Source organism: Achromobacter spanius, assembly GCF_039673305.1.
Classification (GTDB): domain Bacteria; phylum Pseudomonadota; class Gammaproteobacteria; order Burkholderiales; family Burkholderiaceae_B; genus Achromobacter; species Achromobacter spanius_F.
This window is the reverse complement of sequence record NZ_JBDJLJ010000006.1, coordinates 1-24,748: the sequence shown is the minus strand read 5'-3', so window position 1 is coordinate 24,748 and position 24,748 is coordinate 1. Positions and strand designations below refer to the sequence as shown.

Genomic DNA, 24,748 nt, shown 5'->3' with positions numbered 1-24,748 from the left:
TTGCGCGCCGTCAAACCCACCCCGGGATAAGTTGTGGACACCCATCGGATGCATGCGGGCGTCGCGCAAGCCCTTGGGGTACAATTCACGGCTTATTTGATCGGCCAGACACCGATTTTTCTTCGCGCCAGAACGGATTTAGCCAGGCTCGATTTCATGAACAGGCCCCCCGAACAGAATCCGGGGAACCTGGGCTTGAACAAAAACGCTTGGCAAAGCTCAAACCGTCCTGGCTTTTTTATCCGAGCGGAGGGAATCATGACCGACATCGGTCGGATGGCACATGTCGTGCCAGCTCGCACCCAGCTACCCGTCAGCGCATACTTTGACGAAGCCCTCTTTGCCCGCGAGCAAGAACTCATTTTCAAGCAATCCTCGCTTTACGTCGGCCACCAGAAATTGGTGCCCGAAATCGGGGATTGGCGTACGTTGGTCCAGGAAAACGGAGGGCGCTCGCTGGTTCGCAACCAGCAAGGCGTCGAACTCATCTCAAATGTCTGCCGCCACCGGCAGGCACTGATGCTTGGCGGCGAAGCCGGCAACGTGGGCGGCAACTGCAATACGCACGGCAACCTGAAGGCCACGGGCGGCAACATCGTCTGCCCGCTGCACCGCTGGACGTACAACAACCAAGGCGAGTTGTTGGGCGCGCCGCAGTTCGAGACCACGCCCTGCATGAACCTGCAGAAGTTCCGCCTGCGCGATTGCCACGGCCTGCTGTTCGAAGGCCCGCGCGACCCGGCCGCCGACATGGCGCCGCTGTTTTCGCGCCCGGAATTCAACTTCGGCGACTACGTGCTGGACCACGTCGAAGTGCATCAATGCAACTACAACTGGAAGACCTTCATCGAGGTCTACCTCGAGGACTACCACGTCGGCCCGTTCCATCCCGGACTGGGGCGTTTCGTCACCTGCGACGACCTGACCTGGGAGTTCAACGACTGGTACAGCCTGCAGAAGGTCGGCGTCCACAATGCGCTGGCGCAGCCCGGTTCGGACGTGTACAAGCAATGGCACGATCGCCTGCTGTCGTTCCGCGACGGCGACGCGCCGGATTTCGGCGCGGTCTGGGTCACGTACTTCCCAACCCACATGATCGAGCTCTATCCGCACGTGCTCGTCCTGTCCACGCTGTATCCGAAGGGTCCTCAGGAAACGGTGAACGTCGTCGAGTTCTACTACCCCGAGGAAATCGCCGCCTTCGAGCGCGAGTTCGTCGAGGCGCAGCGCGCGGCCTACATGGAAACGGCCATCGAAGACGATGAGATCGCCGAACGCATGGATGCGGGCCGCAAGGCCCTGATGCTGCGCGGCGTGAACGAGACCGGCCCGTACCAGTCGCCGATGGAAGACGGCATGCAGCACTTCCACGAGTGGTACCGCCGCATCATGCAAGAGGTGTAGGCGCCCTGCCCCGCATGAATGACGAAGGGCCTCGCGATCGCGAGGCCCTTTTTTCGTCGGGGCGCGGGGCGATTCAGCGGCCGGCCACGCCGGCGACAGTCCGTTCGCCGATCGCCAGCCCCACCGTCATGCCGACGCCGGAGTGCATGACCGCCACCGTGGTCGCCGCGTCCACCGGCATCACCGAGAACGGCGCCGGCCCGTGCGCGCCATACACGCCCTGCCAGCGCTCCAGCACCCGCAGCCTTGCGCCCAGCGCCTGGGACGCCAGGTCCAGCATGGCGTTGTCGACGGCTTCGTCGTTGAACGGCGGCGCATCCTGGCCGTAGCGGTGCGAGTCGCCGATGATCAGTTCGCCATAGGGCGTGGGGCTGATCAGCAGATGGATGCCGTTTTCCAGCAGCATGGGCGTACGCGCCTGGATCACATCGCGCAGCGCCCGCGCCGAAGGCAGGTCCGAGAAGGCGCCGTAGTGCACGCAGGACAGGCCCGTCAGCAGCGGACGGTCCAGCGCGATGGGATGGGTCTCGAAGGCCGCGCGCAGCATCTGCAGGCGCGTCACCTCCAGGTTCAGCGGCGCGAAGCGCTCGGGCAGCAACGTCAGGTAGTCGTGGCCGGGGCAGACGAATACATGCGACGCCTTGAAATCGCCCGCCGTGGTGGCGACTTCGCCGTTTTCCACGGCGCGCGCAAGCGTGCCCGTGATGAAGGAGACGCCCAGCGACGCTTGCAAGTAATGGGTGATGGCGGGCAGCGCCTCGCGCGAGTAGATCTGCAGATCGTCCTGGCCCCGCAATGCCACGCAATGATGGGCAAGCTGGCCGCCATACAGGCTTGCGACCTCACGGCCGGACAGCAGTTCGGCGCGGTACCCTTCCTGCCGCATGCGGATGTCCGCGAATTCCCGCAGCACGTCGGCTTCGTCGGCATTGCGCGCCAGCACCAGCGCGCCGTTGGCGCGCACATGGAAGCCGGCCTTGTCCGCCAGGTCCAGCCACAGTTCGCGGGACTGCTGGGCGTGCGACAGCATCACGCCGGGCGCCTGGCCGGTCACGATGACCTGGCCGAAGTTGCGGACCGTGGCGCCGTGCGCCTGGCGGCTGCGCTCGATCACGGCCACGGACAGGCCGCGCTTGGCGGCCGCCCACGCGTGCGCGATGCCAAGCATGCCCGCGCCCACCACGATTACGTCGAAATTTTTCATCTTCGGAAAACTGCAAGAGGGATGGCCGGGAAGCGTCCGCGGAACAGCTTCCCGATGCGCGGCGGCGCCCCGCGCCGCCGCATGGGCAAAGGCTTACTTCTTCTTGGGTTCGGACTTGCCGTCGTAGCGCTTGGTCCATTCGGCGATGATGCGCTCGCGGTTCGTGGCGGCCCACACGAAGTCGTTCTTGATCATGCGCGAGGTCAGGTCGGCCGGCAGGTTCGGATTGACCGTGGCGATCGACGGGATCGCGAGCACCGCGAAGTTGGCCTTGTACAGTTCGTTGGCTTCGCGGCTGGCCGAGAAGTCGGCCAGCTTGCGGGCAGCCTCCAGATTCTTCGTGCCCTTCATGATGGCGGTGGCCTCGACTTCCCAGCCCAGGCCTTCCGACGGGAACACGGCTTCGACCGGCGCGCCGTCGGCCTTGAGCTTGGCGGCGCGGTAGTCGAACGACACGCCGATGGGGAACTCGCCGGCGGCGGCCATGTTGCACGGCTTGGAGCCCGAGTGCGTGTACGAACCGATGTTCTTGTGCAGCGCGTCCATGTAGGCCCAGCCCTTCTCTTCACCGAAGATCTGGAGCCAGGCGCTCACGTCCAGGAAGCCCGTGCCCGACGACGCCGGATTCGGCATCACGATCTTGCCGGCGTAGACGGGCTTGGTCAGGTCCTGCCACGACGTGGGCTTGGGCAGCTTCTGCTTTTCGGCTTCGATGGTGTTAAAGCAGATGGCGGCGGCGTAGCCGTCCATGCCGACCCAGGTCGGCTCGGCCTTGGCGTCGCGCATGTTGGCGGCGATCTGGTCCAGGCCCTTGGGGGCGTAAGGCTGCAGCATGCCTTCCTTGTCCATCAGGCCCAGCGCCGTGCCGGCCAGGCCCCAGACCACGTCCGCCTTCGGGTTGCTCTTTTCGGCCAGCAGCTTGGCGGCGATGATGCCGGTGGAGTCGCGCACCCACTGGATCTTGATATCGGGATTGGCCTTCTCGAACGCGGCCTGGTAGGCCTTGATCTGGTCGGCTTCCAGGGCGGTGTAGACGGTCAGGGTGGTCTCGGCCGAGGCGGCGCCCATCGCGCCCGTCAGGGCGGCGGCCAGTGCAAGCAGCTTGTAGCGATTCATGAAGAACTCCGTGGGTAAGCGGACAAAAGGGTGAAGCAGGTCCCCACGGCCGGCGTGCCGGCCGCGGATCGCGGGGATAGGGGGAGTGCCCGGCGCGCCGGGCGGCGGTGTCTAGGTCAGGGGCGTTCGCCTCGCGCCAGGCGGGCCTCGATATCGGCGACCACGGCCGGCAGGTCGGCCACCGTGTCGATCAGGTAGTGTGGCGAAACGGACGCCAGCTCCTTGCTGGCGGCGGCGCGCGCTTCGTCGCGGCCGGACTCGTCCAGGCTCAGATATTGGTCCAGCGTCAGGCCGGCGGCGTTGCCCGACAGCAGCAGCCCGACCGTCCACATGCCTGCGCGGCGCCCTTCCTCGATGCCGGGCGCGGTGTCGTCGACCTTGATGCAGCCGGCCACGTCGGACAGGCCCAGCTCCACCACGTTCTTCAACGCCATGGCCGGCGCCGGACGCGCGCGCGGCACGTCGTCGCTCGCGACGATGCAGTCGGGCTCCAGGCCTTCGGCGGCGGCGCGCTCGACGACGCGGCGCATGACGCTGCCGGGATAGCCCGAGCACGAACCGATCTTCAGGCCGCGCTGGCGAAGCGCGCGCAGCAGCTCCGCGGCGCCGGGGATGGCCGCGGAATACTGCGCGACCTTTTCCAGCTGCATCGGCAGGAAGCGTTCATAGATGGCGGTCACGTCGTCGTCGCCCGGCAGGCGTCCGAACCTCGCCTGGTACTGGCTGGCGATGGCGGGCTGGTCGCACAGGGCGCGGATATGGTCCCACTTGCCCATGCCCATGGGGCCGCGGGCCTCCTTCAGGGACACGTCCATGCCGAACTGCGAGAACGCATCGACGAACACTTTGGTGGGCGCAAACGAGCCGAAGTCGACCAGCGTGCCGGCCCAGTCGAATATCACCGCTTCAAGGCGGACGGGCAGAGGTTGAACTGTCATGGGGATCATCCTGGAAAAAGGGTCGGTCAACGGGCCGCCGGGCGGCGCCAGGCCTGGGAGCGCGCCACCAGGGCGCGGCTGGCCAGGTGCAGCGCCAGCGCTGCGACGGCGGAACTGGCCATGATCACGGTGCACATGGCGGCAGCCGGTCCGATGAAGCCGGCGTCGTCCATGTTAAGCACGGCGACCGCGGCCAGCACCGTGGACGGGCTGTAGAGGAACACCACGGCCGACACCGTCGTCATGGCCGAAACAAACAGGTAGCGGGCCACGTCCAGCGCCGCGGGCAGGCACATCGGCAGCGTGACGCGCAGGAAGGTCGTCAGGCGCGGCACCTTCAGCGACGCGGAAGCCGCCTCGAATTCGGGATCCAGCGCATTGAGCGCGGTGGACGCCGTGAGGTGGGCGCTGGTGTAGAAATGGACGACCGTGCACAGGACCAGCAGCGGCATCGTGCCGTACAGCACGTTGAGCGGGTTCATGGGGCTGTTGAAGAAGAAGATGTAGCCCAGGCCCAGCACCAGTCCGGGAACGGCCATGGGCATCAGCGCCAGCATGCCCACCATGCCGCGCAAGCCGCGCGCCGTCGCGCCGCGGGCCGGCACCTTCTCCATCATCCAGGCGCCGGCGAAGACCACCACCGTGCCCACCAGGGCCGTGCAGAACGCCAGCTGCAGGCTGTTGCGCCACGCCAGCCAGCCGCCGCCGTCCATGTTGTCGAAGTCGTACGAGCGCAGCGACATCGACAGGTTGTAGGGCCACATCTTCACGAACGACGCCCAGACCGCCACGCCGATGATCAGCAGCAGGAAGGCCGCCAGCACGCCGGCCAGCGCCAGGAAGGCCGCGTCGCGCCGACCGTTGATGCCCGCCGCGTAGGGCTGAGCGCGGCCGCTCATCTGGGCGCCCTGGCGGGCGCGCAGGTGGCGGTCGAGCACGAAGGTCAGGAGCGCGGGCAGCAGCAGCAGGATGCCGATCGCCGCCCCCTTGGGGAAGTTCAGCTGGCCGACCACCGCCTTGTAGGCCTCCATGGCCAGCACGTTATAGTCGCCGCCCACCACCTTGGGCACGCCGAAATCCGTGACCGTCAGCGTGAACACGACGCAGCAGGCCGAGAACACCGCATAGCGGGTGCCGGGCAGCGTCACCGTCAGAAAGGTGCGCAGCGGTCCCGCGCCCATGGCCCGGGCGGCGTCGTAGAGGCGGCCGTCCGCCAGCGTCAGGCCGGTCAGGAGAATCATGAGCGCATGCGGAAACGTGTAGAACGCCTCGCCCAAGACGATGCCCCAGAATCCATAGATGGTGGCGCCGCCAGTCAGGCCCTTGAGCAGGCCCTGGTTGCCCAGCAGGTACACCAGCGCGATGCCGGGCAGCAGCGACGGCGCCAGCAGGGGCAACAAGGCGATCGTGCGCAGCAGGCTCTTGCCGGGCAGGCGCGTGCGGGTCAGCCCGTAGGCAAAGCCGTAGGCGCAAGGCATGACCAGCAGGGTCGTCACGACGCCCACGGCCAGGCTGCGTCCGACCATGCCCAGAAAGCCGTCGGCGCCGATGATGCCGGTCAGGACCGACAGGCCCGCCCAGCCGCCGTCGCTGTCGGTCACGGACTTGACCAGGATCGCCGCCAGCGGCAGCGCCAGGAACACGAGCAGCACCAGCGCGAGCGCCCCCTGCCCCGCGGTCAGGCCCAGCGAGCCGATCCAGCCCGGCAAAGGGCGGCGACCCAGCGCGGGCGACGCTGCGGGGATCGGGGCCGATTCGGCCATGGCGCGCGGCGTTGTCACGACCGGATCAAGCGTAGGCGCGAATCGCATGGCGCGGCAGCTCCACCCACCAGCGGCTGGCGGCGTGAGGGCCCAGCAGGGCGTCTCCGGTTTCAGGGGATACGATGGAATGCACCGTGGCGCCGGGCACGCCTTCCAGCCGCAAGGCCAGGCGATAGCCGCGGCCCAGGAACACGCCGTCCAGCACGTCGGCCAGCATGACATTGGACTCCTGCGGCTTGGCGATGCTGACCCGCACGGCCTCGGGCCGCACAAACAGCTTGCCCGCGCCCGACTCCAGGGCGGCGTCCACCGCCAGTTCCTGGCGGCCGACGCGGGCGCGGTGCGCGTCGATGCGCTCGAACGGCAGCCAGTTGGCCTCGCCCACGAAGTCCGCGATGAAGGCGGAGCCGGGTTGGCGGTAGAGCTCGCGCGGCGTGCCGTATTGTTCAATGACGCCGCCGTTCATGACGGCGATGCGGTCGGCCATCACCATGGCCTCTTCCTGGTCATGCGTCACCATCAGCGTGGTGATGGACAGCCGCTTCTGCAGGGCGCGCAGCTCGATCCGCAGGTGTTCGCGCACCCGGGCGTCGAGCGCCGACATGGGCTCGTCGAGCAGCAGCAGGGAGGGCGACGGCGCCAGCGCGCGCGCCAGGGCCACGCGCTGCTGCTGGCCGCCCGAAATCTGTCCCGGATATTTCTGCGCCGCGCCGGCCAGGCCGACCAGGGTCAGCATTTCCTCGACACGGCTGGCGACGTGGCTGCGGTGGGCGCGCTTGCCGCTCAGGCCGTAGGCCACGTTCTGGGCCACGGTCAGGTTGGGAAACAACGCATACGACTGGAACAGGATGCCGTAGTCGCGCTCTTGCGGCTCGGCGCGCGAGATATCCCGCCCCGACAGCACGATCGTCCCGCTGTCCTGCTGTTCCAGACCCGCGATGGCGCGCAGCAGGGTCGTCTTGCCGCAACCCGAAGGACCCAGCAGGCAAACCAGCTCTCCGGCGCGGATATCCAGCGAAACGTCGGCCAGCGCCGTGTGGCTGCCGAATCGCTTCACAAGATTTTGCACTGATAGAAAGGCGGTATCGCGTTGGGGCATGGGGCCTCCGGTCTGGGAACGAAGGCAGTATGGAAGCGGCGTATTGAGCGTTTATGACACTTCGCGCAAATGCAGTAATAAAAACATCAAATTATTTTGGTGTACTGGCGGTCTTGCGCATTGCGTCCACCTTACGACCCCACCATCGTGCTCGTCGCCGAACTCAAATCCTTCTACGCCGTGGCCCGCTGCGGCACCGTCACCAAGGCCGCGGCCCAGCTGGGCGTCAGCCAGCCCACCGTGACGGGGCAACTGCGCCAGCTGGAATCGCGCTACGGCATCGAACTGTTCCACCGCCAGGGACGCGGAATGCGGCTGTCGGACGCCGGCCAGAGCCTGATGCCCATGGTCGAAAAGCTGGTGCAGCAGGAAACCGAAATCGACTTCCGGCTGCGCGACGCCAGCGACCTGCGCGAGGGCAACCTGCGCATCGGCGCCACGGGCCCCTACTACATCATGGACACGGTACGCCGCTACAACCAGCGCTACCCCGGCATCGACCTGACCGTCACGATCGGCAATTCGCAGACCATGCTGCAGGCGCTGCACGATTACCGGATCGAGATTGCCACCTCGTCATTTCTGATGGATGACAAGCACCTGTACCGCCGCAAGATTGCCGCGGACCCGATCCGCGTCGTGGCCCATCGCAACCATCCGCTCGCCCGGCTGGGCCAGGTGCGCCTGGCCGACCTGGCCCAGCACGCGCTGCTGTTGCGCGAGCCCGGCTCGATGACGCGCCAGCTGACCGAGGATGCCTTGCAGGCGGCGGGCGTGGCCGTGCGCCGCACGCTGGAGATCGGCAGCCGCGAGTCGATCCGGCAGGCCATCCTGTGCGAACTGGGCATCAGCCTGATCCCGTCGCGCGAAATCCCGTCGCACCCCGATCTGGCGGCGCTGGACATCCAGGACGCCGGCATCGTGATGAATGAATACCTGTACTGCCTGCGCGAGCGCCAACCGGTGCAACTGATCGCGCGCTTTCTGGAGATGGCGCCGGCAGCCGGCTGATTTTACCGGCCACTGCCCGCCTCTTCCCCTTGCGGCCACCCAGGAGACAACCATGGCCTTGACCTTGCAGGATATCGAACAGCTTTTCCTGGAACGCGGACACCGTTCCTACCACGGCGAGTCCGTCAGCCACCTGCGGCACGCGCTACAGACGGCGGCGCTGGCCGAGCGCCACGGCGCCAACGCGCACCTCATCACGGCGTGCCTGCTGCACGACCTGGGCCACCTGATCGCCGACCGGCCCGGCACGCCCACGCTGCGGGGCATCGACGACAAGCACCAGTATTTTGTCCTGCCCTTCCTGCGCGGACTGTTCAGCGCCGCCGTGCTGGACCCGATCCGGCTGCACGTGGAAGCCAAGCGTTATCTCTGCTATGTGGAACCGCAGTACGAGGCGTCGCTGTCGGAAGACTCCCGCCGCAGCCTGGCCCTGCAGGGCGGCAGCTTCGACGCGAGCCAGGCGGTCGATTTCGCGAGCATGCCGGGCGCGCCGGATGCGATACGCCTGCGGCGCTGGGACGACATGGCCAAGGTGCCGGGGCTGGCCACTCCGTCCCTGGATCACTTCCTGGAGATCGCCGAAAGCGTCTCCGGACGCGTCAAGCTGGCCGCCGTCTGGTAGCGGGCGCCTGCCTGCATGAAAAAAGCCAGGGCGTCGTCCCTGGCTTTGTTGTTTCAGGCGCCCTTGGCCACGGGGCGGGACGGATCGCTGCACCATTCGCTCCAGGAACCCGGATACAGGCGCGAACCCGACAAGCCGGCGATTTCCATGGACAGCAGGTTATGGCAGGCGGTGATGCCCGAGCCGCACTGGTGGACGATGGAAGCGGGGTCTCGGCCCGCCAGCAGGCCGGCGAATTCCGCGCGCAATTGGTCGGCCGTCTTGAAGCGGCCGTCCGGCTGGAGGTTTTCGCCATTGGGGCGGTTCAGGGCGCCCGGGATATGGCCGGCCACGGGATCCATGGGTTCGGTTTCGCCGCGATAGCGATTGGCGGCGCGGGCGTCAATGACGGTGAAGGACGGCCGGGCGATGTTGTCCAGCACGGCCTGGGCGTCCACCGAACCGGCCAGCGGCGCGCCAGGTTCCACCGGCTTGCCCGGCTGCACCGCCGCAGCGGCTTCCAGGGACACCGGCAGGCCGGCGGCCGTCCAGGCCTGCCAGCCCCCGTCCAGCACGGCGACCTGTTCATGGCCCAGCCAGCGCAGCATCCACCAGAGGTGCGCCGCATACATGCCGCCGCTGGCGTCGTAGGCCACCACGAGGGTGCCGGGTGTCACGCCATGGGCAGCCATCAGCGCGCCGAAATCGGCCCGCGCCGGCAGCGGGTGCCTTCCGTTCTTGCCCGTGCGGGCCGCGGCCAGCTCGGTTTCGTGGTCCAGGTAGCGCGCGCCCGGGATATGGCCCGCGTCGTAGGCCTGGCGTCCCGCCGCGTGGTTGGTCAGGTCGTGGCGCACGTCGAACACCCGCACGTCGGGCGTATCAAGGCGCGCGGCCAGGTCGGCGGCGGAAATCAGTGTCGTCGTCATTCGATGGGCTCCTGCGGGGTGGCGGCGGCCGCGGGACTCAGGCCGCCTTGGGGTCGCGCATGGTGCGCCACACCGACAGCAGGCCCGCGGAAATGATCAGGCCCATGCCGGCCCAGGCCAGGGCGTCCAGATGGTCGCCCCAAACGCCCATGCCCAGCAAGGCCGCGAAAATGATGGTGCTGTACTGCAGGGCCGCGGTCAGCAGCGCCGACCCCATGCCGAATGCGCGCGTCATGGCCAACTGGCCGAACAGTCCGGCCACGCCCACGCCCAGCAGGGACAGGTAGCCCGTCCAGTCGGCGTGGCCCCAGCCCTCGAACGCCAGGCCGGCGCCGCTGGACGCGCACACGGCGACCGAGAAAAATAGGACTGTGCGCCATTCGGGTTCGCCGATGCGGCCAAGCTGGCGGATCTGCATCATGGCGATCGCCGACATGGCGCCGGCGCCCATGCCGAGCAAGGCGGCCAGCCACTGGTCTTCGTTGATGCTGGGCCGCAGCACCGCGATCACGCCCAGGAACCCCAGCGCAACCGCCAGGATGCGCACCGGGTCGCGCTGCGCCCCGCCCCACCCCAGCATCCAGCACGCGATGAACAGCGGCGCCGTGTAGTTCAGGCTGGTGGCGGTGGCCAGGGGAAGGTGGGCGATGGCGAAAAAGCCCAGCCACATCGACGTGACGCCGGACAAGTTGCGCCACACGTGCAGCTTCCAGCTGGTCGGGATGATGGACTGGCGGCCCGCGCGGGCCCAGATCAGCAACAGCACTACCGAAGGCAGGCCGCGAAAGAGCACGATCTGCGGCAGCGAAGCGCCGTGCTCGGTGCCGAGCTTCACGAACGACCCCATGATGGCGAACATGGCGGACGCCAGCAACATCCAAAGAGCCTGCATGCGGGTCTACGCTAAGGGAAAAGTGGGGGGAGGAATAAGGGAAAGCGATACTATACTCTCGGTCACCGGGAGCGGTGCCGGCGAGTCGGGGAACTGGCGGGCCGCCGCCATGTCGAAACCCGGGTATTTCCCGCTCGCAGAGGAACAAAAAAACATGAAACGCATCGTCCTGTTCGTCATCACCAACCTGGCCGTCATGCTCGTGCTGTCGGCCACGCTGCGCATCCTGGGCGTAGACCGCATCATCACGGCCAACGGCCTGAACTTCAACGCGCTGCTGATCTTCTCGGTCGTCGTGGGCTTTACCGGCGCCATCATCTCGCTGCTCATGAGCAAGCCGATGGCCAAATGGAGCACCGGCGCGCAGGTGCTGGATCCGAACTCGCCCCGCAACCAGCGCGAGGCCTGGCTGGTGGATACGGTCCATCAACTGGCCGACCGTGCCGGCATCGGCCGTCCGGAAGTCGCCATCTACGAAGGCGCCCCCAACGCATTCGCCACCGGCGCCTTCAAGAACGACTCGCTGGTCGCCGTGTCCACCGGCCTGCTGGAAAGCATGACCGAAGAAGAAGTCGCCGCCGTGCTGGCCCACGAAGTCGCGCACATCGCCAACGGCGACATGGTCACCCTGACCCTGATCCAGGGCGTGGTGAACACCTTCGTCGTGTTCCTGGCGCGCGTGGTCGGCTACTTCATCGACCGCGTCGTGTTCAAGAACGAACGCGGCATCGGCCCGGGCTACTTCATCACGGTGCTGGTCTGTGAAATCATCTTCGGCGTCCTGGCCTCGATCATCGTGGCCTGGTTCTCGCGCCAGCGCGAATACCGCGCCGACGCCGGCTCGGCCCACCTGATGGGCGCCCGCGAACCCATGATCCGCGCCCTGGCTCGCCTGGGCGGCCTGGAACCGGGCGAACTGCCCAAGTCCTTCGAAGCGTCCGGCATCACCGGCAAGGGCGGCCTGGCAGCCATGTTCGCCTCGCATCCGCCCATCCCGGCCCGCATCGCCGCGCTGCAGAACGCCCGCGTGGCCTGAACGGCCCCGGCAGCAAAAAGCCCCTCGCAAGAGGGGCTTTTTTATCGGCCGCTGTCCGGGCCGGTCAGCACTCGACGATGTTCACCGCCAGGCCGCCGCGCGCCGTTTCTTTGTACTTGGTCTTCATGTCGGCGCCGGTTTCGCGCATCGTCTTGATGACGGAATCCAGCGACACATAATGCTGGCCGTCGCCGCGCAGCGCCATGCGGGCGGCGTTCACCGCCTTGACGGACGCCATGGCGTTGCGCTCGATACAGGGAATCTGCACCAGCCCGCCGACGGGATCGCAGGTCAGGCCAAGATTGTGCTCCATGCCGATTTCGGCGGCGTTCTCGACCTGTTCGACCGTGCCGCCCAGCGCGGCGGCCAGGCCGCCGGCCGCCATGGAACAGGCCACGCCGACCTCTCCCTGGCAGCCGACCTCGGCGCCGGACAGCGACGCGTTGTACTTGTACAGCAGGCCCACGGCCGCGGCGGTCAGCAGGAAGTCGCGCACGCCCTCGCGGTTGGCGCCGGGCACGAAACGGTCGTAGTAGTGCAGGACCGCCGGAATGATGCCCGCCGCGCCGTTGGTGGGCGCCGTGACCACGCGGCCGCCGGCGGCGTTCTCTTCGTTGACCGCCATGGCGTAGAGGTTCACCCAGTCCATGACCGACAGCGGGTCGGACAGCGTGCGTTCGGCGCGCTGCGTCAGGTGACGGTAGAGTTCGGGCGCGCGGCGGCGCACGCGCAGCGGACCGGGCAGTTCGCCATCCGCTTCCGGATAATTGATGCCGCAGCCGCGCGCGACGCAGTCCTGCATGACCTGCCAGATGCGGTCCAGGCCCCCGTTCACTTCCGAGGCGTCGCGCCAGGTCAGCTCGTTTTTCATCATGAGCTGCGCCACGGTCAGGCCGCTGTCGCGGCACATGGCCAGCAGTTCGCGCCCCATGCGGAACGGATACGGCAGTTGATCGTGCGCCGCGATGACCTGGCTGTTCGACGCGCCGGCCGTCACCACGAATCCGCCCCCCACCGACAGGTAGCGCGATTCGCGCAGCGGTTCGCCGTTGGCGTCGAAGGCGTGGAATTTCATGCCGTTGGGGTGTTCGGCCATGGCTTCGCGGCGGTAGAACATCATGTGTTCCTTTTCCACGAACGGCAGCGGATACTTGCCCAGCAGCGGCAATTGCCGGCTTGCGCGCACCGAGGCGATCATGCCGGCGATGGCGGCCGGATCCACGGTGTCCGGGGCTTCGCCCATCAGGCCGAGCAGCACGCCCTTGTCGGTGCCGTGCCCCTTGCCGGTTGCGCCCAGCGATCCGTAGAGTTCGGCGCGGACGCTGGCGACTTGCGGGACAAGACCGTCGCGCTCCAGGCCCTGCGCGAACAGCAGCGCCGCCCGCATCGGGCCCACCGTATGGGAGCTCGACGGGCCTATGCCTACCTTGAACAGATCGAAAACGGAAACGGCCACGCCAAACTCCAGTACATCCACAAATGATGAGGCAATGATACGCGCAGCCCAGGGCGCACGCAGCAAAGCCCCGCCGGGCGTATCCTGTATTGGCGGGCGGGTTCCCCCGCCCGCCACGGCATGCGATCATTACAGAATTATTACTTGTCATAAAAAGAACGGAAACACGCCTGGATGTCTGGACTCATTACCCTGCTTGACTTCGCCGGCTACGTTGCGCTGCTCCTCTGGGGCGTGCATATGGTCCAGACCGGAGTGCAGCGCGCCTTCGGCGCCGCCCTGGGCGCGGCGCTGGGACGGGCGCTGGGCACCCGGCTGCGAGCCTTCGTGGCGGGCCTGGGCATCACCGCCGCGCTGCAGAGCAGCACCGCCACCGGATTGATGATCACCGGCTTTGCGGCCGGGGGCGTCGTCGGCCTGGTTCCGGCGCTGGCGGCCATGCTGGGCGCCAACGTCGGCACCACGCTGATCGTCCAGCTGCTGTCGTTCGACCTGACCGAACTGGCCCCCATCCTGATCCTGGCGGGCGTCTGGATGTTCCGGCGCTATCCGCCGGGACGCACGCGCGACCTGGGCCGGGTCTTCATCGGCCTGGGCCTGCTGCTGCTGTCCCTGCACCAGCTCGTCGAACTCTTCGCGCCCTTCCAGACCGCCCCGATGCTGGGCATGATCCTGGACGCCCTGGCCACCCAGCCCGTGGCGGCGGTGCTGCTGTCCGCCGCCTTCACCTGGGCGGCCCACTCAAGCGTGGCCGTGGTGGTGCTGGTGATGTCCCTGGCAAGCCACAACATGGTGGCGCCGCACGTGGCCTTCGCGCTGGTGCTGGGGGCCAACCTGGGCACCGCCATCAATCCGATGATCGAAGGCGTGACCGGCGACGACCCCGCCGCCCGCCGCCTGCCGCTGGGCAACCTGCTGACGCGCGTGCTGGGAGTGCTGGCCGGCCTGATACTGCTGCCCTTCCTGCAGCCGTGGATGAGCAGCCTGGCCAGCGATTCCGCGCGCGCGGTGGCCAACTTCCACACACTTTTCAATGCCGTCATTGCCCTGGTCTTCCTGCCAATCCTGACGCCATACGCAGCCCTGCTCACCCGCTGGCTGCCCAAGCGCGCCGATCCCAACGACCCGTCCCGCCCCCAATACCTGGATGAATGGGCGCACGACGTGCCGGCCGTTGCGCTGGGAAATGCCGCCCGCGAAGGCCTGCGCATGGCCGACATGCTGCAGACGCTGCTGCTCTATGCGCGCGCCGGCTTCAAGCGCGACAACCGCCACCGCATGGTACAGGCGCGCCAGCTCGATGCGGCGCTGGACAAGCTGGAAAACGCCATCACCACCTACCTGGCCACGCTGGACCAGGAAAACATGACGCGTGAAGACATCCAGCGGCTGGACGACATCCTGGCGTTCATCAGCAACATTGGCCACGCAGGCGACATCGCCCATCACGGCCTGCTCAGCCACGTCGCCCGGCTGCGCAAGCAGGGCTGGACGCTCTCGCCCGAGCAACGCGCCAGCCTCGACGACACCCTGGGCCAACTCATCGCCAACCAGCGCACGGCCGCGGCGCTTTTCGTCAATGACGACCTGCGCCAGGCACGGGCGCTGGCCGGCGAAAAGGCGCGCTTTCGCACCATTGAGACGCAGGCGGCCGACACTCATCTGCAGAAGATCAAGGCCGGCGAAGTCGATGCCGCCGAGGTCGGCGCCCTGTATCTTGACATCCTGCGGGACATGAAGGGCATCAACTCCCACCTGGTCGGCGCCGCGGCCTACCCCCTGCTCGCCCGCCACGGCGAACTCCTTCCCAGCCGGCTGCGCGAAGCGGGGAATTAGGGCCCCCACGCTGCGCACGCTATGCGTGCTTGCTGCCCCCCGAGGGGGCTGCCCCGCCTTCGGGCGGCCGGGCGGCGGGGCGGGCCCCCACGCTGCGCACGCTATGCGTGCTTGCTGCCCCCCGAGGGGGCTGGCCACGGGCAAAAAAAACCGACCCCAAGGTCGGTTTTTCATCATGCTCACAAATACCGCTTGAACCACTCCAGCATCCGGCGCCAGCCATCCTTGGCGGCCTCGACGTTGTAGCTGGCGCGGTAGTCGGCCAGGAAGGCATGGTCGGCTTCGGGGTACACCACGAATTCCGACTGCTTGGCGGCGGCGTTGCCGGCGGCCAGTTTCGTCTTCATGGTTTCGACGTCCGCTAGGGGGATGCTGGCATCGCGTCCGCCGTACAGGCCCAGGACAGGGCCGTGCAGCTCATTGGTCACGTCGAAGGCCACGCGCTTGATCAACGGGCCGTGGCCCACGCTGAGCTTGCCGTACCAGGCCACGCCGGCCTTGACGTCGGGGTTGTGCGCCGCGTACATCCAGGTCAGGCGCCCGCCCCAGCAGAACCCCGTCACCGCCACGCGGCGCGCGTCGCCGCCGTTGGCGGCTGCCCACGCAACGCTGGCGTCCAGGTCCGCGAAGACCTGTTCGTCGGGCACCTTGCTGACCAGTTCAGAGATGAGCTTCGGAATGTCGGTGTAGACCGATGCGTCGCCCTGGCGCTGGTAGAGATTGGCCGCGACCGCCAGATAGCCGGCCTTGGCGATCCGGCGGCAGAGGTCCTTGATGTGCTCGTGCACGCCGAAGATTTCCTGGACGACCAGCACGATGGGCAGGTCGCTCTGGCCTTGCGGCGCGGCGTAATAGGCGTCAATGGGGCCGTCTGCCACGGGCAGCTGGAAATCCCCGTGGACCAGTCCCTGCGTGTCGGTGTGAATGACGGTGGGAGCAACGTTGCCGGCGGCGGCGGAAAAACTCATGGAGAACTCCTGTGTTGGGATCGACAAAGCCGGCCATCCCCCGCCCCCAACGCTAGTGCTGGTGGCCGTGCTCCGCATGCGGCGCGCCATGGGCCGCATCGGCGCCGTGGTCGTGTCCGTGATGCATCGCGGTCGTGACGCCGTAGATCAGCGCCACGCCCACGCCGACCAGCAGCAGCTGCGGGATGGCGTCGGAAAGGGATACCCGTTCGTGCATTTGCGGCATCAGGTCGGCCACCGAGATGTACAGGAAACTGCTGGCGGCGACCACCAGCACGTACGGCACCCATTCCTGCGCCTGCTGCAGCACGAAGTACCCTATTATGCCGCCCACCGCTGAACACAAGCTGGTGAAAAGAATCAGCGCGAACGCGCGCCGGCGCCGCAGCCCCGCATTGAGCAGCACGACGAAATCGCCCAGCTTGTGCGGCACTTCGTGGACGATGATCGATGCGGCCGTCAGGACGCCCAGCAGCGGATCCGTCAGGAACGCCGCGGCCACCAGCACGCCGTCGCACAGGTTGTGCAGCGAGCTGCCGATCAGGATCAGCATTCCGCCGCGTCCCGCCTCATGGCGGTCGTGGCCCTTGTGATGGTGGTGGCCATCGCCTTCGTGATGATGGCTATGGCGTAGCAGCGCGATCTTCTCCAGCACGAAGAACCCGATCAACGACGCGAGCATCAGGCCAAAGAGCACATGGGCATTCCCCACGCCGGTCTCGAAGGCCTCGGGCAGCAGGTGCAACAGCGCCACCGACAGCAGCACGCCCACGGACAGGCTCACCATGTGATGCAGGTATTGGGCGAAGACCTTGTACGCGAGCCAGCTGGCGACAAGGACGGCGATCAGTCCACCCGTAACGGTGGCAAGCAGGACCCAGAGCAGCAACATGAGGAAGGGACAGGAGTTAGGCGTGAAAGCGCAACATTATATTGTTGCAAACCCAAAAGCGGAAATGGGCCGCCCCATGGCGGCCCACGGGATTCCGCGGCCGGGTCCTTGCCCTGCCGCGGGGGGGACCGACGTCAGTGGGCCTGCTCCCAATTCTTGCCCACTCCCACCTCGGCCACCAGCGGGACCCGCAGCGTCGCCACGTTGCACATCAGGCGCGGGAGCGCCTCCTTGACCAGATCCAGCTCGGCGTCCGGGGCTTCCAGCACCAGTTCGTCGTGCACCTGCATGATCATGCGCGTCTGCAGGTTTTCGGCGTCGAGCCAGTCCTGCACGGCCACCATGGCCATTTTGATCAAGTCGGCCGCCGTACCCTGCATGGGCGCATTGATGGCTGCCCGCTCGGCGCCCTGCCGGCGCGGACCGGATGCGCCGCGGATCTCCGGCAGTTGCAGGCGGCGTCCGAAGACGGTTTCAACGTAGCCCTGCTCGCGGGCCAGGCGACGCGTGTTGTCCATGTACATCGCCACGCCGGGATAGCGGGCGAAGTAGCGGTCGATGTAGGCCTGCGCGGCATCGCGCGTGATGCCAAGGTTCGATGCCAGGCCGAATACGCCCATGCCGTAGATCAGGCCGAAGTTGATGGCCTTGGCGGCACGCCGCTGCTCGGTGGTCACGCCGTCCAGCGGCACGCCGAACACTTCCGACGCCGTGGCGCGGTGGATGTCCTCGCCCGCCGCGAAGGCGCGCTGCAGGTTGGCGTCGTCCGACACGTGCGCCATGATGCGCAGTTCGATCTGCGAGTAGTCCGCCGACAGCAACAGGCCCTGCTCGGCGATGAACGCCTCGCGCACGCGCCGGCCGGCTTCCGTGCGCACCGGGATGTTCTGCAGGTTGGGATCCGACGACGCCAGGCGCCCGGTGATCACCGCGGCCTGGGAATAATGGGTATGCACGCGCCCCGTGGCCGGATTGATCATGCGCGGCAGCTTGTCCGTGTAGGTCGACTTCAGCTTGGACAGGCCGCGGTATTCCAGCAGCACCTGCGGCAGCGGGTAGTCCTGCGCCAGCTTGCTGAGCACCTCTTCATCGGTGGACGGGGCGCCGCTGGCGGTCTTGCGCACCACCGGCAACTGCATGCGCCCGAACAGGATCTCGCCCAGCTGCTTGGGGGAATTCAGGTTGAACGGCTGCCCCGCCAGCTCGTAGGCCTTTTGCTCGAGCTGCAGCATTTCCTGGCCCAGCTGGTTGCTCTGGCGGCCCAGTTCGGCGGCGTCCACCTTCACGCCATTGCGCTCGATGGTGGTCAGCACGGCCGACACCTGCAGCTCCAGGCGGTAGATGCGCTCCAGCCCCGCGTCCGCGGCAACCATGGGACGCAGCACCTGGTGCAGCTGCAGCGTGAAATCGGCATCCTCGGCGGCGTAGTGCCCGGCCTTGTCGACCGCCACTTCATCAAAGCCGATCTGCTTGGCGCCCTTGCCGCAGAGGTCCTCGTAGGACACGCCGCTGCGGCCCAGGTAACGCTGCGCCAGGTCATTCAAGCCCACGCCGCGGTGCGACTCCAGCACATAAGCCTGCAGCATGGTGTCTTCCGCCACGCCGGCCAGCCGGATGCCTTCGTTGGCGAAGACGTGCGTATCGTACTTGGCGTGGTGCAGCAGCTTGGCGCGCGACGCGTCTTCCAGCCAGGGCTTCAGCCGGGCCAGCACTTCGTCCTTGGGCAACTGGGTTGCGCCGTCCGGCCCGCGATGCGCAACCGGGATGTAGCAGGCCACGCCGGGCATCACCGACATCGACAGACCGACCAGCCGCGCCTGCATCTCGTCCAGCGACGTGGTCTCGGTGTCCAGCGCCACCAGGGAAGCGCCCTGGACCATTTCCATCCAGGCGTCGAAAGCGGCCCAGTCGGCAATGATGCGGTAATCGATGTCGGCCGGGACCTCGGGCACGACCGGCGCGATGCGGGCATCGCCCGTGGGCACGCGCTCGGCGTCGCCGGTCAGGTCGCGCAGCCACGTGCGGAAACCGTAGCGTTCGTATAGCTCGGTCAGCGTGGCGTCGTCGCGGGGACGCGGCGTCAGGTCTTCCACGCCGTCCACATGGCCGGTCAGGTCGCAATCGCACTTCACGGTCAGCAGCTGACGGGTCAAGGGGAAGTTGGGGATGGCTTCGCGCAGGTTGTTGCCGGCCACGCCCTTGATGCCGTCGGCGCCTTCGATCAGCTTGTCGATGGAGCCGAATTCCGTAATCCATTTGGCGGCCGTCTTGGGCCCCACCTTGGTCACGCCGGGCACGTTGTCCACGGTGTCGCCCACCAGCATCAGGTAATCCACGATGCGGTCCGGCGGCACGCCGAATTTATTGACGACGCCGGGTTCGTCCAGCACCTCGCCGCTCATGGTGTTGACCAGGGTGACGTGGCTGTTCACCAGTTGCGCCAGATCCTTGTCGCCCGTGGAGACGATGGTGTGGACGTCATGCTGGGCCGCGCGCTGCGCCAGCGTGCCGATCACGTCATCCGCTTCGACGCCTTCTATCGCCAGCACCGGCCAGCCCAGGGCGCGCACCGCCCGGTGGATGGGCTCGATCTGGGCAGCCAGGTCCTCCGGCATGGGAGGCCGGTGCGACTTGTACTCCGGATACAGGTCGTCCCGGAACGTCTTGCCGCGAGCATCGAAAATACATGCGGCATACTCTGCCTTATGGTCAGATACAAGCTTGCGCAGCATATTCACCACGCCGTAAAGCGCACCCGTGGGTTCGCCTTGCGCGTTGCGCAAATCAGGCATAGCGTGGAAAGCGCGGTACAAGTAACTTGAACCGTCGACCAGTAATAAGGTTTTTTTCATGGTTACAAAGGCAGATATGGATACACCCGCCGGCAAACAAATTCCGCTGATTATGTCAGAGATACGGACGGCGGCAGACAAGCTCGCAAACATCGGGCCCGCGGTCAGCGTTTTCGGCAGCGCACGAGTCAGCCGCAATTCTCCCCACTATGAAACCACCATCGCCATTTCGGCCGCGTTGGCCGAGGCAGGTTTCGCCGTAATCGCAGGCGGCGGCCCCGGCATCATGGAGGCCGCCAACAAGGGCGCATTCGAAGCAGGTGGCACAAGCGTCGGCTTGAACATCAGCCTGCCCCACGAAGCGCACAACAACGAATACCAAACCATCAGCCTGTCATTCGAGTACTTCTTTCCTCGCAAGGCGGCGTTCTTCATGCACAGCTTCGCTTACGTGGCGATGCCGGGCGGGTTTGGCACCCTGGACGAGCTCTTCGAAGCGTTGACCCTCATCCAGACGGGCAAGGTTCCGCCGGCCCCGATCGTGCTGGTGGGCAGCGAATACTGGTCTGGCCTGGCCGAATGGCTGGGCGACCAGGTGCTTGGAAACGGCATGATCGGCGCGCACGACCTGGATCTTTTCATCATCGAGGACGATCCGGTCAAGGTGGTGCGCAAGGTCGTGGAATTCCACGAACAGGTCAACTCGGGCGAGCAGTACGCCCCTTCCCTTCCGGCCTGACCGACAGGCGGCGCGGCGCAAGAAATCCGCCGCCCGCAGCGCTTCGGCCGTTCAAGACATCGCCTTGACGATGGCTTCGCGCGCCAGCCCCACGAATTCGCTTTCGCCGGGGCGGGCGGCGAGCAGCCGAAACTCCACGTCCGGCAGCGTCGGCATGCCCGGCGCGTGAAGCCTGGCCATGCCTGCGCCCAGCGCGGACTCGTTCAGGCAGGCCACACCCAGCCCTGCCGCCACGGCCAGCTGCAAGCCCGCCACGCCTGACGCCACATGCGCAACGGAATACGGCAAGCTGCGGCGCGACAGCAGCCGTTCCACGTACTGGCGCAAGGCGCAGGTCTCGGGCAGCACCAGCAGCGGCAAGGGCCCGCCCGTTGGCGCGGACGCACCTTCCGCCGCCATCCACACCAGGGGTTCGCGGCGCAGCAGCGCGCCCTGGGCGCGGCCGCGCCCGGCGCCCCGCTCCTGGATGACCATCGATATGCCCACGTCGATCTCGCCCCGCTCATAAGCGGCTTCGATCGCCCCGCTCTTCATGATGGTGACGTGCAGCCGCACCTGCGGATACTGCTCGTTCAGGCGCCGCAGCATGCGCGCCACGTCCCCGGGCCGGAAGTAGTCGGTGATGCACAGCCGCAACTCGCCTTGCAGCGCGACCCCGCGCAGATCGCGGTAGGCCTCGTCGCTGAGCGCCAGGATGGCGCGGGCATGAGCCAGCAGGCGCTCGCCCGCCGGCGTGGCGGCGACGCCCGATTTGCCCCGCACCAGCAGCGGCTGGCCGGCCCGTTCTTCCAGCTTGCGCATCTGCTCGCTGACCGACGATTGCGACAAAAACACCCGGGGCGCGGCCGCAGTCAGGCTGCCCGCATCCAGCACGGCGACCAGGGTGCGCAGCTGGTCCAGATCGAAGCCAGACATGTTTCCATCCAACGGATTTATCGATAGATGAAATCGTAAATTCCCGCTTTTCCGATGTCAATGCGCTTCCTACACTGCAACTGTGCCATTCACAACAGGAGCTCCCGCCATGCCTCACATCGTCGTCCACCTCTCCGGCCCGTCCGATCCCGCCATCAATCGCCGCATCGTCGAATCGGTGGCCGGGCTGACCCAGTCCGTGCTGGGCAAGAAGCTGCCCGTCATCGCGATCACGCTGCAGCATATTCCCCATGACCAGTGGTTCATCGGCGGGCGTCCCTTGTCCGAACTCGGCAAGAACGCCTTCCACCTGGACATCAGCGTCACCGACGAAACCAATACCAAGGGCGAGAAGGCGCGCTACATCAAGGAGATCTACGGGGCATTCCGGGACATCCTTGGCGAGCTGCACGAATGCTCGTACGTGCACGTGATCGACGCCCGCGCGGCCGCCTACGGCTATGGCGGAGAAACCCAGGAATACCGGCACCAGAAGGCCGGCGTGTAGTTTCCGCAGGAAAACAAAAAGCCGCGCACTTCACAGTGCGCGGCTTTTTTTGAAACCAGAGCGCGGGGGCCGTGGCCGCCCGCAATCAGGCTCAGACTGCGGATTCGCGCGCGGCGCGCTTGCGCTCGTTTTCCAGCAGGAAACGCTTGCGCAGACGGATCGACTTCGGGGTGATTTCCACCAGTTCGTCGTCGTCGATGAATTCCACGGCGTATTCCAGCGACATCTGGATCGGCGGAACCAGGCGCACGGCTTCGTCGGTGCCGGAGGCGCGCACGTTGGTCAGCTGCTTGCCCTTGATGGGGTTCACGACCAGGTCGTTATCGCGGCTGTGGATACCGATGATCATGCCTTCGTACAGCGCATCGCCCGGGTTGACGAACATGCGGCCGCGATCCTGCAGCTTCCAGAGCGCGTAGGCCACGGCGTCGCCGTTGTCCTGGCTGATCAGCACGCCATTGCGGCGCTCGCCGATGGAGCCTTCCTTGATGGGCGCGTACTCGTGGAAGATGTGGCTCATCAGGCCCGTGCCGCGCGTCAGCGTCAGGAATTCGTTCTGGAAACCGATCAGGCCGCGGGCCGGGATCAGGTATTCCAGGCGGGTACGGCCACGGCCGTCCGGCTGCATGTCCTGCAGGTCGCCCTTGCGGCGGCCCAGTTCTTCCATGACGCCGCCCTGGTGCGCGTCTTCCACGTCGACGGTCAGCGATTCGAACGGCTCGCACTTCACGCCGTCGATTTCCTTGAACACCACGCGCGGACGCGACACGGCCAGCTCGTAGCCTTCGCGGCGCATCGTTTCCAGCAGGATGGTCAGGTGCAGTTCACCACGGCCCGACACTTCGAAGACCGTGTCGTCGCCCGTGTCGCGCACGCGCAGGGCCACGTTGGACTTCAGCTCGCGGTCCAGGCGGTCGCGCACCTGGCGGCTGGTCACGAACTTGCCTTCGCGGCCGGCCAGCGGCGACGTGTTCACCATGAAGTTCATGGTCAGCGTCGGCTCGTCGATGCGCAGCATCGGCAGGGCTTCCTGGGTGACCGTGTCGGTCACGGTGCAGCCGATGCCCAGGTCTTCGATGCCGTTGATCAGCACGATGTCGCCGGCTTCGGCCTCGTCCACGACGATGCGCTCCAGGCCGTGGAACTTCAGGACCTGGTTGATACGGCCGCGGCCGCCCTGGCCGTCGGGACCGAACTTGTAGGCCACTTCCATGCCGGGACGCATGCGGCCACGGTTGATGCGGCCCACGCCGATCTTGCCGACGTAGCTGTTGTAGTCCAGCGAGATGATCTGCATTTGCAGCGGACCGTTGGGATCGTCGTCGCGCTGCGGCACGTGCTGCAGGATGGCTTCGAACAGCGGACGCATGTCGCCTTCGCGCACGTCCGGGGTCAGGCCGGCGTAGCCCGACAGGCCCGAGGCGTACACCACCGGGAAGTCCAGCTGCTCGTCGGTGGCGCCCAGCTTGTCGAACAGGTCGAACGTGGCGTTGATGACGAAGTCGGGACGGGCGCCCGGACGGTCAACCTTGTTGACCACGACGATCGGCTTCAGGCCCAGGGCCAGCGCCTTGCGGGTCACGAAGATGGTCTGCGGCATGGGGCCTTCAACGGCGTCCACCAGCAGCAGCACGCCGTCGACCATGGACAGCACGCGTTCGACTTCACCGCCGAAGTCCGCGTGCCCCGGGGTGTCGACGATGTTGATGTGCGTGCCTTCGTATTCGACGGCGCAGTTCTTGGCCAGAATGGTGATGCCGCGTTCCTTTTCCAGGTCGTTCGAGTCCATGACCCGTTCGGTCAGCGCCTGGTTTTCGCGGAAGGTGCCGGATTGGCGCAGCAGCTGGTCGACCAGGGTGGTTTTACCGTGGTCCACGTGGGCGATGATGGCGACGTTGCGCAAGGCGCGAGTCATAGCGAGTCCTTTAAGGTCAGGTTGGAGGGCAGCAAGCCCTCCGGCAATTCGTTCAATGCAAGCAATGCCTGCTTCGGGTCTGGCATGGCCTGCAAGGCTTCCAGTTCAACGGCGCGTTCCAGAGAAAAAGGCCCGACGTGCGTGCGCCGCAGCGCCGTCAGGTGGGCGTAACAGCCCAGCACGCGCCCGATGTCCTGGGCCAGTGTTCGGATGTATGTGCCTTTACTGCAAGCCACATCGATCTCTGCCTGCGTCCCGTTCAGGGACAACAGCTCGATGCGGTGTATCGTGATCTGGCGCGGCGGACGTTCCAGCTCGATGCCGGCGCGCGCGTATTCGTACAGGGGTTTGCCGTCGCGCTTGAGCGCGGAATACATCGGCGGAATCTGCTCGATGGTGCCGGAGAAACGTGACAGCGCATCGCGCAATGCCTGCTCCTCCACGGCGAAACCCGGTTCGGCGGTCGCCGTGACGTTGCCCGTCAGGTCGCCGGAATCGGTTTCCGATCCAAATTGCAGCGTAGCGCGATATGCCTTGTCGGCGTCAAGCATCGCGCTGGAAATTTTGGTCGCGCGTCCCATACAGCACACCAGCAAGCCGGTGGCAAAGGGATCCAGTGTGCCGGTATGGCCGGCTTTCGCCGCGTCCATGGCGCGTTTGGCGCGCTGCAAGGCGTGGTTTCCGGTACAAAACCCAACAGTGTTGTGGCCCAAAACACACACAAAAACCCCACCCCC

Annotated in this window: 21 protein-coding genes; 7 read left to right on the top strand and 14 right to left on the bottom strand. The window is 66.6% G+C overall.

Annotated elements, in window-relative coordinates; translation table 11 throughout:
- Positions 1 to 258: 258 nt before the first annotated feature.
- Entirely contained in the window at positions 259 to 1,404 is a 1,146-nt protein-coding gene (locus ABE485_RS07925) for an aromatic ring-hydroxylating oxygenase subunit alpha (protein WP_346514751.1), read from the top strand.
- A gap of 73 nt (positions 1,405 to 1,477) precedes the next feature.
- On the opposite strand, the gene ABE485_RS07920 is transcribed toward ABE485_RS07925, so the two are convergent.
- The 5 genes from ABE485_RS07920 to ABE485_RS07900 form a co-directional block, all read right to left on the bottom strand.
- A complete protein-coding gene (locus ABE485_RS07920) occupies positions 1,478 to 2,608 on the bottom strand; it encodes a TIGR03364 family FAD-dependent oxidoreductase (RefSeq protein ID WP_346514750.1) in 1,131 nt (376 codons plus the stop codon).
- A gap of 93 nt (positions 2,609 to 2,701) precedes the next feature.
- Complete coding sequence (locus tag ABE485_RS07915) at positions 2,702 to 3,724, bottom strand: putative 2-aminoethylphosphonate ABC transporter substrate-binding protein (RefSeq protein ID WP_346514749.1); 1,023 nt, start codon at positions 3,722 to 3,724, stop codon at positions 2,702 to 2,704.
- Positions 3,725 to 3,840: 116 nt separating this feature from the next.
- Positions 3,841 to 4,671 (bottom strand): phosphonoacetaldehyde hydrolase, encoded by an 831-nt coding sequence (gene phnX, locus ABE485_RS07910; protein WP_346514906.1) that lies wholly within the window; start codon positions 4,669 to 4,671, stop codon positions 3,841 to 3,843.
- A gap of 17 nt (positions 4,672 to 4,688) precedes the next feature.
- Positions 4,689 to 6,425 carry a putative 2-aminoethylphosphonate ABC transporter permease subunit gene (locus tag ABE485_RS07905; RefSeq protein WP_346514905.1) on the bottom strand — a complete coding sequence of 579 codons (1,737 nt, stop codon included), beginning with the start codon at positions 6,423 to 6,425 and terminating at the stop codon, positions 4,689 to 4,691.
- A 25-nt stretch (positions 6,426 to 6,450) separates the two neighbouring features.
- The gene (locus ABE485_RS07900; protein WP_346514748.1) at positions 6,451 to 7,524 is read right to left on the bottom strand and encodes a putative 2-aminoethylphosphonate ABC transporter ATP-binding protein; all 1,074 of its coding nucleotides are present in this window, start codon (positions 7,522 to 7,524) and stop codon (positions 6,451 to 6,453) included.
- A gap of 147 nt (positions 7,525 to 7,671) precedes the next feature.
- On the opposite strand from ABE485_RS07900, the gene ABE485_RS07895 reads away from it, so the two are divergent.
- Together ABE485_RS07895 and ABE485_RS07890 are read left to right on the top strand one after the other, a co-directional pair.
- The gene (locus ABE485_RS07895) at positions 7,672 to 8,535 is read left to right on the top strand and encodes a LysR family transcriptional regulator (protein WP_346514904.1); all 864 of its coding nucleotides are present in this window, start codon (positions 7,672 to 7,674) and stop codon (positions 8,533 to 8,535) included.
- A 52-nt stretch (positions 8,536 to 8,587) separates the two neighbouring features.
- Complete coding sequence (locus ABE485_RS07890) at positions 8,588 to 9,157, top strand: phosphonate degradation HD-domain oxygenase (RefSeq protein ID WP_346514747.1); 570 nt, start codon at positions 8,588 to 8,590, stop codon at positions 9,155 to 9,157.
- Positions 9,158 to 9,210: 53 nt separating this feature from the next.
- Here ABE485_RS07890 and ABE485_RS07885 read toward each other — a convergent pair whose 3' ends face one another.
- Together ABE485_RS07885 and ABE485_RS07880 are read right to left on the bottom strand one after the other, a co-directional pair.
- Positions 9,211 to 10,062: a sulfurtransferase gene (locus ABE485_RS07885; protein WP_346514746.1), complete on the bottom strand. Its 852-nt coding sequence runs from the start codon at positions 10,060 to 10,062 to the stop codon at positions 9,211 to 9,213.
- 37 nt (positions 10,063 to 10,099) lie between these two features.
- On the bottom strand, positions 10,100 to 10,954 hold the full coding sequence (locus tag ABE485_RS07880; RefSeq protein ID WP_346514745.1) for a DMT family transporter: 855 nt from the start codon (positions 10,952 to 10,954) through the stop codon (positions 10,100 to 10,102).
- Positions 10,955 to 11,108: 154 nt separating this feature from the next.
- Between ABE485_RS07880 and htpX the strand changes: the two genes are divergently transcribed.
- Positions 11,109 to 11,990 carry a protease HtpX gene (gene htpX / locus ABE485_RS07875; RefSeq protein WP_346514744.1) on the top strand — a complete coding sequence of 294 codons (882 nt, stop codon included), beginning with the start codon at positions 11,109 to 11,111 and terminating at the stop codon, positions 11,988 to 11,990.
- 64 nt (positions 11,991 to 12,054) lie between these two features.
- On the opposite strand, the gene ABE485_RS07870 is transcribed toward htpX, so the two are convergent.
- The gene (locus ABE485_RS07870; RefSeq protein WP_346514743.1) at positions 12,055 to 13,446 is read right to left on the bottom strand and encodes an L-serine ammonia-lyase; all 1,392 of its coding nucleotides are present in this window, start codon (positions 13,444 to 13,446) and stop codon (positions 12,055 to 12,057) included.
- A 174-nt stretch (positions 13,447 to 13,620) separates the two neighbouring features.
- Between ABE485_RS07870 and ABE485_RS07865 the strand changes: the two genes are divergently transcribed.
- Complete coding sequence (locus ABE485_RS07865; protein ID WP_346514742.1) at positions 13,621 to 15,282, top strand: Na/Pi cotransporter family protein; 1,662 nt, start codon at positions 13,621 to 13,623, stop codon at positions 15,280 to 15,282.
- Positions 15,283 to 15,461: 179 nt separating this feature from the next.
- Here ABE485_RS07865 and ABE485_RS07860 read toward each other — a convergent pair whose 3' ends face one another.
- From ABE485_RS07860 to polA, 3 genes are all read right to left on the bottom strand, one after another.
- Positions 15,462 to 16,250: a dienelactone hydrolase family protein gene (locus ABE485_RS07860; RefSeq protein ID WP_346514741.1), complete on the bottom strand. Its 789-nt coding sequence runs from the start codon at positions 16,248 to 16,250 to the stop codon at positions 15,462 to 15,464.
- A gap of 52 nt (positions 16,251 to 16,302) precedes the next feature.
- Complete coding sequence (locus ABE485_RS07855; RefSeq protein WP_346514740.1) at positions 16,303 to 17,142, bottom strand: ZIP family metal transporter; 840 nt, start codon at positions 17,140 to 17,142, stop codon at positions 16,303 to 16,305.
- 134 nt (positions 17,143 to 17,276) lie between these two features.
- Entirely contained in the window at positions 17,277 to 19,994 is a 2,718-nt protein-coding gene (gene polA / locus ABE485_RS07850) for a DNA polymerase I (RefSeq protein ID WP_346514739.1), read from the bottom strand.
- A 52-nt stretch (positions 19,995 to 20,046) separates the two neighbouring features.
- On the opposite strand from polA, the gene ABE485_RS07845 reads away from it, so the two are divergent.
- The gene (locus ABE485_RS07845; RefSeq protein WP_346514903.1) at positions 20,047 to 20,673 is read left to right on the top strand and encodes a TIGR00730 family Rossman fold protein; all 627 of its coding nucleotides are present in this window, start codon (positions 20,047 to 20,049) and stop codon (positions 20,671 to 20,673) included.
- Between the two features lie 51 nt (positions 20,674 to 20,724).
- Here ABE485_RS07845 and ABE485_RS07840 read toward each other — a convergent pair whose 3' ends face one another.
- On the bottom strand, positions 20,725 to 21,588 hold the full coding sequence (locus ABE485_RS07840) for a LysR family transcriptional regulator (protein ID WP_346514738.1): 864 nt from the start codon (positions 21,586 to 21,588) through the stop codon (positions 20,725 to 20,727).
- A 109-nt stretch (positions 21,589 to 21,697) separates the two neighbouring features.
- Here ABE485_RS07840 and ABE485_RS07835 point away from each other — a divergent pair, with 109 nt between their 5' ends.
- Positions 21,698 to 22,096: a tautomerase family protein gene (locus ABE485_RS07835; RefSeq protein WP_346514737.1), complete on the top strand. Its 399-nt coding sequence runs from the start codon at positions 21,698 to 21,700 to the stop codon at positions 22,094 to 22,096.
- Positions 22,097 to 22,187: 91 nt separating this feature from the next.
- Here ABE485_RS07835 and typA read toward each other — a convergent pair whose 3' ends face one another.
- Together typA and truB are read right to left on the bottom strand one after the other, a co-directional pair.
- A complete protein-coding gene (gene typA, locus ABE485_RS07830) occupies positions 22,188 to 24,011 on the bottom strand; it encodes a translational GTPase TypA (RefSeq protein WP_346514736.1) in 1,824 nt (607 codons plus the stop codon).
- On the bottom strand, positions 24,008 to 24,661 hold the full coding sequence (gene truB, locus ABE485_RS07825; RefSeq protein WP_430795404.1) for a tRNA pseudouridine(55) synthase TruB: 654 nt from the start codon (positions 24,659 to 24,661) through the stop codon (positions 24,008 to 24,010). Before truB ends, typA begins: the two co-directional genes overlap by 4 nt.
- Positions 24,662 to 24,748: the final 87 nt, after the last annotated feature.

Coding starts and splice junctions, on each gene's coding strand:
- ABE485_RS07925 (WP_346514751.1), top strand. CDS start 259: ATGACCGACATCGGTCGGATGGCACATGTCGTGCCAGCTCGCACCCAG.
- ABE485_RS07920 (WP_346514750.1), bottom strand. CDS start 2,608: ATGAAAAATTTCGACGTAATCGTGGTGGGCGCGGGCATGCTTGGCATC.
- ABE485_RS07915 (WP_346514749.1), bottom strand. CDS start 3,724: ATGAATCGCTACAAGCTGCTTGCACTGGCCGCCGCCCTGACGGGCGCG.
- phnX (WP_346514906.1), bottom strand. CDS start 4,671: ATGATCCCCATGACAGTTCAACCTCTGCCCGTCCGCCTTGAAGCGGTG.
- ABE485_RS07905 (WP_346514905.1), bottom strand. CDS start 6,425: ATGGCCGAATCGGCCCCGATCCCCGCAGCGTCGCCCGCGCTGGGTCGC.
- ABE485_RS07900 (WP_346514748.1), bottom strand. CDS start 7,524: ATGCCCCAACGCGATACCGCCTTTCTATCAGTGCAAAATCTTGTGAAG.
- ABE485_RS07890 (WP_346514747.1), top strand. CDS start 8,588: ATGGCCTTGACCTTGCAGGATATCGAACAGCTTTTCCTGGAACGCGGA.
- ABE485_RS07885 (WP_346514746.1), bottom strand. CDS start 10,062: ATGACGACGACACTGATTTCCGCCGCCGACCTGGCCGCGCGCCTTGAT.
- ABE485_RS07880 (WP_346514745.1), bottom strand. CDS start 10,954: ATGCAGGCTCTTTGGATGTTGCTGGCGTCCGCCATGTTCGCCATCATG.
- htpX (WP_346514744.1), top strand. CDS start 11,109: ATGAAACGCATCGTCCTGTTCGTCATCACCAACCTGGCCGTCATGCTC.
- ABE485_RS07865 (WP_346514742.1), top strand. CDS start 13,621: ATGTCTGGACTCATTACCCTGCTTGACTTCGCCGGCTACGTTGCGCTG.
- ABE485_RS07860 (WP_346514741.1), bottom strand. CDS start 16,250: ATGAGTTTTTCCGCCGCCGCCGGCAACGTTGCTCCCACCGTCATTCAC.
- ABE485_RS07855 (WP_346514740.1), bottom strand. CDS start 17,142: ATGTTGCTGCTCTGGGTCCTGCTTGCCACCGTTACGGGTGGACTGATC.
- polA (WP_346514739.1), bottom strand. CDS start 19,994: ATGAAAAAAACCTTATTACTGGTCGACGGTTCAAGTTACTTGTACCGC.
- ABE485_RS07845 (WP_346514903.1), top strand. CDS start 20,047: ATGTCAGAGATACGGACGGCGGCAGACAAGCTCGCAAACATCGGGCCC.
- ABE485_RS07840 (WP_346514738.1), bottom strand. CDS start 21,588: ATGTCTGGCTTCGATCTGGACCAGCTGCGCACCCTGGTCGCCGTGCTG.
- ABE485_RS07835 (WP_346514737.1), top strand. CDS start 21,698: ATGCCTCACATCGTCGTCCACCTCTCCGGCCCGTCCGATCCCGCCATC.
- typA (WP_346514736.1), bottom strand. CDS start 24,011: ATGACTCGCGCCTTGCGCAACGTCGCCATCATCGCCCACGTGGACCAC.
- truB (WP_430795404.1), bottom strand. CDS start 24,661: ATGGACGCGGCGAAAGCCGGCCATACCGGCACACTGGATCCCTTTGCC.